At 34.8% G+C, this 12,984-nt stretch carries 11 protein-coding genes; 6 read left to right on the forward strand and 5 right to left on the reverse strand.

Translation table 11 applies throughout. The features are described from left to right. Positions 1 to 56: 56 nt before the first annotated feature. The 5 genes from A3EE_RS0112470 to A3EE_RS0112490 all read left to right on the forward strand — a co-directional run bounded on the left by A3EE_RS0112470 (position 57) and on the right by A3EE_RS0112490 (position 8,878). Positions 57 to 2,846 (forward strand): outer membrane beta-barrel protein, encoded by a 2,790-nt coding sequence (locus A3EE_RS0112470; protein WP_018343787.1) that lies wholly within the window; start codon positions 57 to 59, stop codon positions 2,844 to 2,846. Positions 2,847 to 2,908: 62 nt separating this feature from the next. Continuing rightward, positions 2,909 to 4,195: a hypothetical protein gene (locus A3EE_RS0112475; protein ID WP_018343788.1), complete on the forward strand. Its 1,287-nt coding sequence runs from the start codon at positions 2,909 to 2,911 to the stop codon at positions 4,193 to 4,195. 225 nt (positions 4,196 to 4,420) lie between these two features. Beyond that, positions 4,421 to 6,697, forward strand: a complete 2,277-nt coding sequence (locus tag A3EE_RS0112480) for a glycoside hydrolase family 3 N-terminal domain-containing protein (protein WP_018343789.1) — start codon at positions 4,421 to 4,423, stop codon at positions 6,695 to 6,697. Positions 6,698 to 6,812: 115 nt separating this feature from the next. Beyond that, on the forward strand, positions 6,813 to 7,070 hold the full coding sequence (locus tag A3EE_RS0112485; protein WP_018343790.1) for a DUF7683 domain-containing protein: 258 nt from the start codon (positions 6,813 to 6,815) through the stop codon (positions 7,068 to 7,070). A 32-nt stretch (positions 7,071 to 7,102) separates the two neighbouring features. Further along, entirely contained in the window at positions 7,103 to 8,878 is a 1,776-nt protein-coding gene (locus A3EE_RS0112490; protein WP_018343791.1) for a 7TM diverse intracellular signaling domain-containing protein, read from the forward strand. Between the two features lie 92 nt (positions 8,879 to 8,970). Here A3EE_RS0112490 and A3EE_RS0112495 read toward each other — a convergent pair whose 3' ends face one another. Then, on the reverse strand, positions 8,971 to 9,987 hold the full coding sequence (locus A3EE_RS0112495; RefSeq protein ID WP_018343792.1) for a hypothetical protein: 1,017 nt from the start codon (positions 9,985 to 9,987) through the stop codon (positions 8,971 to 8,973). After that, on the reverse strand, positions 9,974 to 10,486 hold the full coding sequence (locus A3EE_RS0112500) for a P-loop nucleotide/nucleoside kinase family protein (RefSeq protein ID WP_018343793.1): 513 nt from the start codon (positions 10,484 to 10,486) through the stop codon (positions 9,974 to 9,976). Before A3EE_RS0112500 ends, A3EE_RS0112495 begins: the two co-directional genes overlap by 14 nt. Positions 10,487 to 10,682: 196 nt before the next feature. Between A3EE_RS0112500 and A3EE_RS21840 the strand changes: the two genes are divergently transcribed. Next, positions 10,683 to 10,832 carry a hypothetical protein gene (locus tag A3EE_RS21840; protein WP_018343794.1) on the forward strand — a complete coding sequence of 50 codons (150 nt, stop codon included), beginning with the start codon at positions 10,683 to 10,685 and terminating at the stop codon, positions 10,830 to 10,832. Between the two features lie 72 nt (positions 10,833 to 10,904). On the opposite strand, the gene A3EE_RS0112510 is transcribed toward A3EE_RS21840, so the two are convergent. The 3 genes from A3EE_RS0112510 to A3EE_RS0112520 form a co-directional block, all read right to left on the reverse strand. Then, positions 10,905 to 11,099, reverse strand: a complete 195-nt coding sequence (locus A3EE_RS0112510) for a hypothetical protein (protein WP_018343795.1) — start codon at positions 11,097 to 11,099, stop codon at positions 10,905 to 10,907. A gap of 125 nt (positions 11,100 to 11,224) precedes the next feature. Further along, positions 11,225 to 12,484, reverse strand: coding sequence for a T9SS type A sorting domain-containing protein (locus tag A3EE_RS20515; RefSeq protein ID WP_018343796.1), 1,260 nt, complete (start codon positions 12,482 to 12,484; stop codon positions 11,225 to 11,227). 95 nt (positions 12,485 to 12,579) lie between these two features. Further along, on the reverse strand, positions 12,580 to 12,969 hold the full coding sequence (locus A3EE_RS0112520; RefSeq protein WP_018343797.1) for a tautomerase family protein: 390 nt from the start codon (positions 12,967 to 12,969) through the stop codon (positions 12,580 to 12,582). Positions 12,970 to 12,984: the final 15 nt, after the last annotated feature.

Consider the following 12,984-nt stretch of genomic DNA (forward strand, 5'->3'; position numbering starts at 1 on the left):
TTGAAATGAATAAGTTGAATATTGTATCAAATCAGCTACAGTACAGATAACCTACTATGAAATTATCAGCGCTTATAATACTTTTTCTCATCACCATTGTTACCTATGCTCAAAGCGTTACGGGCAAGGTGGTTGATCCGGGCACCGGAGAAGAAGTTATAGGAACAATTGTATTGCTGATGGACAAATCCGATACCACAAAGGTGCTTGATGCAGCAGCAGATGATCGGGGTGTTTTTAAATTTGATAATGTTAAAGCTGGCACCTATATTTTTAAAGCACTTTTTGTTGGGTATAAGATCAATCGCTTTGAAATCAAAGTTGCGGCTGAAGATGTTGATCTTGGAACAATAAAAATGGAAGAGGATATTGAGCTGACAAGTCAGGTTGAAATCAAGGCTACCATACTGATGCAGCGGGTAGAGCAGAAAGGGGATACAACCGTTATCAATGCAGATGCTTATAAAACCAATCCCGATGCTACCACCGAAGATCTGGTTACTAAAATGCCGGGCGTTACCGTGCAAAGCGGCGAAGTAAAAGTGAATGGAGAATCGGTAAAAAAAGTAACGGTAGATGGAGAAGAATTTTTTGGCAACGATGCCTTGCTTGTACTTCGTAATTTGCCTGCAGATGTAGTAGATAAAATTCAGATTTACGACAGACAAAGCGATCAGGCGAAGCTTACAGGTTTTGATGACGGCAATTCGCAGAAAACGATCAACATTGTAACCAAGGCAGAAAAGCGAAACGGTCAGTTTGGTAAAGTATATGCCGGCTATGGTACGAACGACCGATACAACGCGGGCTTAACGCTGAACTCGTTTAAAGACAAACAACGCATCTCTTTGATTGGTATAACAAATAATATTAACATTCAGAATTTTTCTGCACAGGATCTTACAGGCATGGGTTTATCTTCGGGCAGAGGTGGACCTGGCGGCACAAGTGGCAGCGGTGGTGGTCCACCGTCAAACCAATCAAGTAATTTTCTTGTCGGACAACAAAGTGGGATCAGTGCAACTAATTCAATCGGATTAAATTATACCGATACATGGTCGCCTAAATTAAAAGTGTCGTTAAACTATTTCTTCAACAATACCAACAACGATAACAGCAGTGTTATCAGCAGACAGTATTTTATAAATGATACAGCAAGTACCATTTACAATGAGAAGAATATAAGTACTACAAAGAATTATAATCACCGCATTTCCGGACGTATTGAATACATGATGGATTCATCGAATACATTCACGTATATTCCAAGCATCAGTTATCAGAAGAGAAATGTATATCAAAATTTGTTGGGTGAAAACCGCTATGTAACCGATACATTGTTAAGCACAACAAACAATGATAACAGCAACAAAAGCAACAACTATTCTATTTCAAACAATCTGGTATACATGCATAAGTTCCTTAAAAAAGGACGGACATTTTCTGCAGATCTCGGATCAACCATTAATGTAAACGATGTAAATACGACACTCTATTCAAACAATCAATATTCAGATGGACTTACCTCCACACGTTTGATCGATCAGCAAGCGATTAACAATACGCATTCCTATACGTATAAGGCGCGCCTCATGTATACAGAGCCTATATCTAAAACAGGTGTGCTGCAATTTAATTACAGTCCAACGTATGCAAAGAACGACGCAAACAAACGTACTGTAAACTACAATCCGTCAACAGGACAATATGATTCAACCGCTCTCTTCTTATCCAATCAGTTAGATAATTATACCTTAACACAAAAAGGAGGCGTTGGATACCGCTACAATAAAGGAAAGTTAAATTTTATGGCTGGTGCAGATTATCAGAATGTAAAACTATCCAGCTCTCAGATCTTTCCGTATTCCAACGAAATTGAAAAGCAATTCAATAATGTATTGCCTATGGCAATGATGCGACTAAAAATTTCAGACAGCAGCAATATTCGCATGTTCTACAGATCCAGTACATCCATTCCCGGAGTAAATCAATTGCAGAATGTAGTAGACAATTCAAATACCTTGTTGCTAACAGCGGGTAATCAAAATCTGAAACAGGAATTTACAATTTCGTTGATGGTAAATTACGGCAGGACAAGTTCGAAGAAAGGTACCAATTCAATGGTGTTTTTAAATGTAAGTCAAACCAATAATTACATTGCCAGCTCAAGTTTTATAGCTACAAAGGATACGGTTATTGATAATACCATTACGTTAAATGCCGGTTCTCAATTACGTCGTCCTGTTAATTTAAGCGGCTACTGGAATGCCAATACATTTTATACCTATGGCTTTCCTGTACCAAAAATTAAAAGCAATCTAAATCTGAATACAGGTATTACCTATGTTCGAACACCGGGGAATATCAATCAGGTGATCAATATATCAAATGCATACGGACTGAATGCAGGCGTGGGGATAGCAAGCAATATAAGTAAGAAGGTAGATTTTAATGTAACATACAATGCCTCGTATAACATTGTAGAAAATTCCATCCGACCGGAGTTGAACAATAATTATTTCTATCATTTAGCAGTAGCAAAAGTAAACGTAATGCCCTATAAAGGTTTGGTACTTTCAACGGATTTAAACGAACGTTTGTATTCGGGACTTTCTTCCTCTTTCAACCAGCAATTTTTATTGTGGAATGCTTCGATCGGATACAAATTGTTAAAAGATCAAGCGTTGGAAGTGCGAGTAAGTGTATTTGACTTGTTGAATCAGAACAGAAGTATTTCCCGGACAGTTACGGAAAGTTATATACAGGATACCTATACAACGGTATTGACACGCTATTTTATGTTTACCGTAACGTACAACATCAAGCACTTCAAAGCGAGTGAGTGAGGTTCCAAAATAGAATAATGAAAATATTGTTGTATTTTTCATTATTCTAAACAATTTCAGCCATGCTTGAACAAGATTATTCTATTGATACGTTGTCGGAAAAAATATACAGTCCAAAGACAAAATCTTATTTTAAAGAAGTACTTCAAACCTATTCATCCGGTTCTTATCGTTCATGTATTGTAACACTTTATACAGTAGTAATATGTGATTTGATTTTCAAACTTGAAGAACTCAGTGAAATATATAATGATGAAACTGCTACAAAAATTTTAAAAGAAATAGCTGAAAAACAAAAAGATAATCCTAAACTATCTGAATGGGAAACCAATATTATTGTTTTGATTAAAGAAAAAACATCTATTTTGGAATTATATGAAATCGAAGCTATATATCAACTTCAAAAATTAAGACATCTTTCTGCTCACCCTGTTTTAACAGAATCTTCAATTTTATTTACACCTAATAAAGAAACTATTACAGCACAGATAAAGAATATGCTTTCTTTTATCTTAACTAAACCATCATTTTTCTCTAAAAAACTTGCAACTAATATCATTATTGATATTTCAGAAAATAAAGATAGACTCCTTATTAAGGAAGATTTGAAAAGATATTTAGAAGCAAAATATTTTAAAAATGCAAAACAAGATTTGTTAAATCAGCTATTCAAAAAACTATGGAAATTTACTTTTAAGCTAAATAATCCAGACTGTGAATCAAATAGAGAAATTAATATCTCAACACTTAATATTATTTTAAACAAAGATTATGAATCAATATTACAATTAATAGGTTCAGAGCAGGCGTCATTTGATTTTATTAATGATGGTGAAGTAGTAGACTATTTTATTATATTTCTTTTTAAGTATCCTAAAATATATGCAAAATTAAACCAATCTACTAGAGTATTACTAGATGCTGAAATCTCTGCGAACCAAAATTATAAATTTTTATCATGGTACAAATACGATTCATTTGATGGACACTTTGAGGTTGTGACAGAATTAGTTAAACAGAGGTTTTGCCCACCTAAATTATATTTTGATTGTCTTTTAGAATTATTTACTCAATTTGATAAAAGAACAAAATATTTAGATTTATCAATAGATATGTTTGGTTATAGTAGTGATTTTAATTCTGCTGATAATAGATTCTTATATTTAATCGAGCCTTTTTTAAATGAATATACTGAAGATCAATTATTAAAAATTATTGTGAAAATTAATTCAAATTCACAAATTAGTAATAGAAATAGAGCTCGAGTTGATAATCGAAAAATTGTTGAATCAATTCAAAATCTCAATCCAGCAATAGATTTGTCTACCTATGATAGTTTTAGATATTGATCTTTATAAGTGCCGAATTTTAAATATCGGTAATATTAATATTTCAATCATATTAAATCCCTTAGCCCATAGTTTTTAAACATTTTTTATGGGTAACAAAGCGTATCAACTGGACTGTAAATTCCCCTAAAAATGCTCTTATAGATTCATAAATGCCCTTTTTTAATATAAATTCCTTTCCGTTCGCCGTAATATTGGAAACGATTTCACCTAAATCTTTCCAATATGAAAAAAATAACCGTATTGATTTCTATCTGGCTTAGTGCAGCAGCTTTCTACTCCTGTGATAAAAAAGCAACTGTCAAAAACCAACCTGAAGTATTCGATCAGGAAGTTCACGCCTTATTAAAAAAAATGTCACTGGAAGAAAAAGCCGGACAGATGACACAGATCGATATCCGTAATTTATTAACCAACGGATATGGAAATACTGATGAAAAATTAGATACCGCGCGATTAAAAGAAGCGATCAAAACCCATCATGTTGGTTCTATTTTAAATTGTATTCAGGCATACACCCCTCAGAAGTGGATCGAATTAATTTCTCAGATCCAGAACGAATCATTGCAATCTCCGAATAAGATTCCGGTGTTGTATGGAACCGATGCTGTACATGGCGTAGGTTTTATGAAGGGCGCAGTTATACTTCCCCATAACATTGGATTGGCAGCAACGCGCAACAATAAATTGGTTACGCAGTCGGCTACCGTAACTGCAACAGAAGCACGTGCGGTTGGCCTTACCTGGAATTTTGCTCCCGTGCTTGACGTAGGCAGAGAACCTTATTGGTCGCGCTTTGAAGAAACTTTTGGGGAAGATGTATATATCGCAACACAAATGGGACGTGCTGCTGTATTAGGTATGGAAGGCACCGATCTTACGTCTAAAAATACGGTAGCTTCTTGTATGAAACATTTTATTGGGTATTCAGCACCAAAGAATGGGATAGATAGAACGCCATCTCATATTCCGGAAATTATTTTACGTGAATATTATTTGCCGCCATTTAAAGAAGCGATTGAAGCCGGTGCATCTACAATCATGATAAACTCTGCTGAGATCAACGGGGTGCCTTGTCATGGAAACAAATGGTTGCTGACAGATCTGCTTCGTATAGAGCTAGGCTTTGAAGGACTGGTGTGTTCAGACTGGGAAGATGTGATCCGTTTGCATACGTGGCATAAAATTGCTGCAACGCCAAAAGAGGCTGTAATGATTGCAGTGAATGCAGGAGTAGATATGAGTATGGTTCCGAATGATTATTCATTCACGAAATTTTTGATTGAATTGGTTCATGAAGGGAAAGTTTCGATGGCGCGTATCGACGAAGCAGTGGGGCGTATCTTGACCTTAAAACTGAAATTAGGTTTGATGAAAAAACCATTACCATCCATTTCAGATATTGGTGTGGTAGGTTCGGACAAGCATCAGCAGATTGCATTGGATGCGGCGCGTGAGTCAATTACTTTATTAAAGAATGAAAATAATATTCTTCCTTTAGCGAAGAATAAAAAAATATTGCTGGTTGGTCCAACGGCAAATAGTTTGTCTGCGTTACACAGTTCCTGGTCGTATACATGGCAAGGAATCAATCAATCCGTGTATCCTGGAACAATCCAAACGATCAGACAAGCTTTAGGAATTGTAGCTGGTGCATCTAATATTATTAGCAATGCCACATTCACTTTTGAAGACGCTGCAAATTATGATCTTACATTCATTCAAAAAAATGCTGCCGCTTCGGATGTAATTGTAATCTGTATCGGTGAAGACGCCTATGCGGAACAGCCGGGTGTGATCAAAGATCTGAACTTGCCGGATGCACAAAAGCAGTTGATTGTTGCAGCAAAGAAAACTGGCAAGCCTGTTGTTGTGTGTTTGGTAGAGGGCAGGCCGCGATTGTTTCCGGTTGAAGAAGCATTGACCGATGCCGTTGTGATGTGCTACCGTCCAGGTAACAAAGGCGCACAAGCCATCACAGAAGTGTTGTATGGCGACGTAAATCCAAGTGGTAAATTGCCGTTCACGTATCCAAGATATAATGGCGACATCACCACATACGATCATAAATTCAAAGAAACAGAACAGCAATTGAAAATTGGTGTAAGTGAATTTAGTGCATTCAATCCGCAGTGGGAGTTTGGGTATGGTTTGAGCTATACTACGTTCACCTGTTCCAATTTGAAAGTGAATCAAACAAGTTTTACAAAATCAGATAGTATACTTGTTACGGTGGATATTGAAAATACTGGTGCACGCACAGGTAAAGTTGCAGTTGAATTGTATTCTCGCGATCATTATGCATCTATTACACCTTCAGAAAGACGCTTACGTAAATACACAAAGATTGAATTGAAAGCAGGAGAGAAGCAGACGGTTTCATTTACAATCAAAGCAGCTGACTTGCAATTCGTAAATAATGATTTGAAATCTGTTACTGAAGCAGGAAAATTTGATCTAATCATTGGTGATCTTCGTACAGAAATAACTTTTAATGAGTAACTTGTTGTAGATATTTTCGAGGCATATCTTCTGTATATCAGAAGATATGCTATTTTTAAAAACGCGGATCTGTTTTAACCGTATAACATTATATTAAAAAATAATAAAATTTAGTATGATTGAAGTAGATAGACATATCACATTTTATGAAAAATATGGTGATAAATTAGTCGGAGAAATTTTAATTAATGAAATCGAATTAAACGATCTTCTAAATTTAATTACAGAGTCGAAATATAAAGACGATCATTTACTTTATGATTGTTATTTGCTTAACAAAGAACAGCTGGATAAAATTGAATCGATTCTTAATAAAAAAATAGAATATGATTTAGGGAAATACGCATATTTTATTGAAGCATCATCTAAATAAGTGTTACAAATAGTTATAGACGATTTCATTACATGCTTAAAAGAATCTTCCAATTTCTTATTTGTCTTTTATCAGTACTTCAGGTGAGGGCACAGCTTGTTCTGGACGAACATGCGGGGGATATTTTTTTGACAGATAAAAATTCTTCTTTTGGTATTCATACGAACGATGCAAGTTATTATTGGATCGAAACAAAGATTGAAAAAACTACTTCTTCTGATTTTTTAATTGAGTGTCTGGCTCCGCAACTGAAAGAAGTAAAAGCGTATGTGTTAACTTCAACAGGGGATACCGCCCGTTCGTTTGTAACCGGTTCAGATTATCCGTTTACACAACGGTATCTGCATCATAAAAATTTTATTTTCCCATTGAATATGGAACCCGGTATGTATACCATTCGCATTGGTGTACGTGATATTCAGCCAGATGAATTATATTTTAAAATACGTTCCGATCATTTTTTTACAGAATATGCCATCTCTGAATATTTCTTTTTAGGCTGCTATTACGGGATACTGTTGATTGTACTCCTGTATAATTTATTTCTGTACATGAAAGGTGCTTTGCGTGTACATATTTTATATGTCTTATATATCATAGGTTGCATCGCATTATCTGTTCGGGAAGATGGAATGGCATATCAATATGTATTTCCTTATTTTCCTTCTTTTAATTTTGTCTTTAATAGTTATCTGGCAAAGCCGATATTCTTAAGTACGTTTATTGTTTATTCGGTTTCTTTTCTTGATATCAAAAAATATGTGCCAATAGTTAAAAAAATATTGTTAGGCTTATTGGGTGTATATGCGTTTTTATTGCTTGTCTCTATTATAGTTCCTGCTGCTGTAAGCTTTTTAGAATACATTTTCTTCTCCGTGTTCATTCTTGTGTATGTTACATCTTTTATCATTGCTAAAAAAGGAAACCATTTCGCTTATTATTTCTTTGCAGGTTTTTCCATGGTCATGTTAAGCGTACTGATCAATCTGCTGCGTTCCTTTAATATCATTCCATCAACAATACTAACGGTCTATAGTTTTAACTATGGAATTATTTTGGAAGTAATTATTTTCTCTGTTGCTTTGGCTGATAAGATCCGCATTATTCAAGAAGAAAGAGCGCAGCATAAAGAAGCCTTGATTGTTCAATTGAGTGAAAACGATGTGTTGCAACATCTTTTGATTGCTGAGTTGAAAGAAAAGAAAATATTACAGGAAAAAGTAAATCGTGAATTGGAAACAAAAGTCCGGGAGCGCACGATTGAACTTCAATCTGCCAACGAAAAGTTAGCAACATTTGCAAAAGAAACGGATCGGTTGAATTCAGAATTAGATCGTTTTAATTACGCATTGCAAAAAGAAATTAAAGAAGAGAAAGTTTCTCGTATTTATAATCAGGATGTTTCGTACGTAGAATTTTTAACGACCTATCCCGACGATGACAGCTGTTTGAAAGTGATACAGCAGTTGAAATGGCCGGAAGGGTTTGTATGCAGAAAATGCGGTAATGCCAAAGCCAGTGAAGCAGGAGTATGGTATCGTAAAAAATGCAGCAAATGCGGTACGATTGAATCCATAACTGCAAATACGTTATTTCATCATTTAAAATTTCCATTGAATAAAGCATTTTATTTAACCTATGTGAAATTTTCAAACTTGAAACAGACGGATGAATCCTTGTCTGATTTAATTGATCTGCGAAAGCCTACAATCTGGGCGTATCGTAAAAAGGTTGAAGAGCGTATGCTGGAAAAAAAATATGCAAAAGCTAGCAACTGGAAAGATATTGTGTTGGATCTACCTAGTTAAACCTATGAGGTTTTGTTAATTTTAAGCGTTGATGATTCGAATGAGTAAAGATGATCGTTGTAAAACCTCATAGGTTTCGGTCATAAATGTACTCAAATCTCTTCCACAATCCCGATCAGATAATTTGCCATTGCTTCACTGTATTTTTTTACTTCTGAAATTAATTTCTTGTCAGTATTGTTCTGTGATAAGCCAATGGCTGCTACTTTTGCGCGTATACACGCTCTGTAAGCCTTAAAATAATTGAATAGTAATTTTTCATTCTTGCCAAAATCGTAATTGGTTTTATTCAGATACGTAGTTAAGAAAGCATTACTGAGTTTTTTATGTCCCGAACATTCCAGATCCATACATAAAAAAGCAATTTCATTTAAAACATCGATCTCTCTGAATTCTTTTTTAAACTCAATGCAATCAAAAATAATCGGAGGAGAAGTCATAAAAATATTTTTACTGTGTAAATCACCATGACAGTCTTTGAAAAAACCATTTTGTACACGGACTTTTATGAAGTCTTGTAAAAGTAGAACTACTGCATCCGATAACTGAATGGATTGTTCGATCAGATTAAAATGATCCATGCCAACAATCTTTTTTATCGTTGGTTGAAAGCTTCGTATATCAGCAAATTCTCTTGAAAGAAAAAAGGGATCGTAATCCGGTTTGATCACTTTTTCTTTTAAATGAAATGCAGCAATCTGTGCGGCAATTTTTTGAATATGTTTTTTATCTACTCTGTTCTTTTTTAATTGCAGATCTAGTTGCAAAGAGGTGTCAATGCGCTTCATACGTACTGCGTAGTCGTGTGGGACGGCTGCTCTTTTTTTGATCTCCCACTGCTTACCCTTCTTTACGATAGGCAATACATCCAGGTATATTTCTTTTGCCAGACGCATGTTGAGCCTCAGCTCTTCGTAGCAATACTCTTTTCGTTTTTTGAGTGTTGAGAAATCAAGGAACGAAAGCTTGATATCTTTTTTAATTTTATATGCATATTTTCCTTTGAGAATAATAAAAGAAATAGGCGTTTCAATACAGGTTATTTTTGCTTCTTGATCATATGGAAATAATCCATGTTGTATCAGCTGTTCTATTTCATTTTTTTTCATGCAACAAAAAAGTTTGAGCTGTTGATAACAAAGAATCAATGTTGGTATTAGTAGATTGAAGTGTTAAAAAGGGTTTGTCTATTGGTTCAAAAAGATCTTTCAATTTTAAATAAACCGAATAATTGGCCTCGCTGTCTTCTCGGGTTTTTGAAGTGCGTTCTTTAACAAGCGACTCTTCTGCATTCAGATAAATAATTTCACAGGTACAATTCAATTGCTTGGCAAGTTTGTAAAATGGAATACGAAGATTATTCTTATAAAATGTGGCATCCAGTACAACAGAAGTATGATGGATCAGATTGGTTTCAGTACTGGCAAGCAATGCATCGTATACGCTTTGTTTTTCTTTTTCAGAGTAGGTTCTGTGATTGGGGTACAACTCTTTTCTATAAATATCGCTGTTTAAATAAGCTGCCTTTAGTTTTTCGCTCAGTTGTTTTGCGAAATAACTTTTTCCGGATCCGGGTAAACCACAAACGATTATAAGTCTTGTTATCATGGAAGTAGGGGTTGTTCCATGATTAAGTTAAAATACTTAAAGTGAAAAAGCAACGTATTGATAAATACCTTTAGCCTATTTGTTTAATAACTACGGATTTGCTTCAATTTTTGCTCAAAGTAGCTACAGAATCGGTTTTTATATTTGAGTTATACAAACAGTAATAGCTGTTGATGTACTTAAAATACACAGAATTATGAAAAAGATCGTATTTACAATTGCCTTACTCGCTTTATTGACTGCTGTATCCTATGCTTCAAATAATAAACAGCAATCTGCTGGTAAAACACATAACCATGTTCATCATACGCATATTGTAGTTCCGGTAGATCATTACAATATGTAATATCGACGGTCTAAAATAAAAATGGTCACGCATTGAAAACGTGACCATTTTTATTTTAGGAATCTTGTATAATTAAGATCCGCAACCTTCACAGAAATAATTGATAGAACCATATGGTTTTACACCATTTAAAATCATGGTCATATTATGGATTTTATCTTTTAATTCTAATTTTTCTCCAAAATCTGAAGTCTTAGCAACTGCTTCGTTCAATTTATCCAGTTCCAGTTGAACATGTTCTTTTTCTAAAAGTGTTAATTCTGCCATATGTTTAAATTTTATTTTAGTCTCCTTGGTAAAGTTAACAAAGTGCGTCAAAAAATAATTCCGTGTGGAAAAAACTTTTTTTAATGTTTAATCTATTCGCTTTAGGATCAATTCAGCAGAATGAATTATTGTTTTAAAAATGAAATCGAAACCGGTGGATTATTACTCAAAATAAAGAAATACATACCGGGAACAAATGCAGTTGTTGGCAATGAAGTTACAGTATGATCTAAGGTACCACTTGCCTGGACTCTTCCCAGTACATCTACAATAAGGTATGGAGTATGTAAATAGTTGTCAGAGATTTTTATTTGCAGAATATCGGTAGATGGGTTGGGGTAAAGTTGAATAGATGTTTTGTCTAGGGAAGATTTTTTTATCGAAGTAGTAGTTGTACAATTCCTAATTAAACAGATTCCTGTTGCACCATTTGTCAAGCCGTTATTAGTACCTGTAATAATATTTGTAGAACACACGATATTATGTGTGGCAGTACCTTTAGAGGAAGTTGTAGTGATCAAAATCCCGTATCCGGAACTGTTGACGCTAAGCATATTATTTGAGAATGTATTGTAATCTCCCCAGCCAGCTACGAGTATATGTGTTTGAAAACCATCGGCTATCGTATTACTCCCCGTGTTGCATTCAATAGTATAATAATTGCCTTTCACATCGATCCAGGAATCGGCTGAGTTTTGATTGTTTAACCCTGTTCCGTTAAAGGTATTAAAAGCAATGCGGCCACCTGTTGTACCTTCTTTAATATCTATGTTTTCCGAAGAGACATGGTTGCCAAATGAATTATTGGTAACTTCATTATAATTGCAGGTATCCGCGTTTCCTTTGGAATAGGTAGGCCAGTTGCTGACAGCAGAGCCTATGTAAATAGCTTCTCCAAAACCCGGAGATGTTTGTCCGGTTGAGTCAATAAAACAATTGTCAATAGTATTATAGGAACTGTAAGAGCGAAGGTGGATGCCTTCATCACCAATCCTGTTTACATGAATATTTTTAATGGTATTGTGATGACTGCTATCTAATACAATGCCTTTAGCTGACATGTAAATAGTAAATCCATCCAGGATCCAATAGGTATTTCCTCTCAGTCCTAAGCCATAGCCCGAATTTAAGTTATTCGAAGTTAGAATTGCCAGAGCGCTTCCTTTTAACGTAATTGGATTGCTGCTTGTACCGTTTATATTGGCAGGAATAATGAAGCCTCCCGACTTTGAATAAATTCCATCTGCAAGTACAATGGTTTGACCGGCTGTTGCAGTGTTTAATGCACTCTGCAATTGAATTGCAGTACTGACATTGATTGTTTGTGCTTGTAAAGCAACAATGTTGATTATAAAAAGGGAAATGAATACCGCGATTGATTTCATAAATAAAAGAAATATAGAATGAATTCAAATCCAATATATATCTTATTTATGAAATTCATTTGTATAAAATCTTCCAAATAATGTATTGAAAGATTTTATACTTCTACTTTATAATTCAGATCAAGTTCGTCGCCGCTTTTTCCTCGTATCCCCCAATTATGTTTCGGTGATTCAAATAATGTAATTTCAAGATCCATGTTTGAAATACCTACTTCAGTCTCAAAGCGATCAAATAACAATTGATACAATTTCTTTTTCGCTTCAACAGACCTCCCTTCAAATAGATTGATCTCAATAATGGTGTGTTTTCTTGTTCGTGTTTCAAAATAGAAATAGCTGTCTGCATCGATGTAAATGAAACGATGTGCTTTTTTCTCTTTCGGATATTGAAATGCTTCCATTATACATTCGTGTAGAATCGCAGAAAGTTTTTCTCGTATCGGATGCAGTTCTTCTTTTATTCCGAATATCTTGATTTGTCCCATAGTAATTGAGTTACG

Origin of the sequence: Cytophaga aurantiaca DSM 3654 (assembly GCF_000379725.1) — a bacterium.
Classification (GTDB): Bacteria; Bacteroidota; Bacteroidia; order Cytophagales; family Cytophagaceae; genus Cytophaga; species Cytophaga aurantiaca.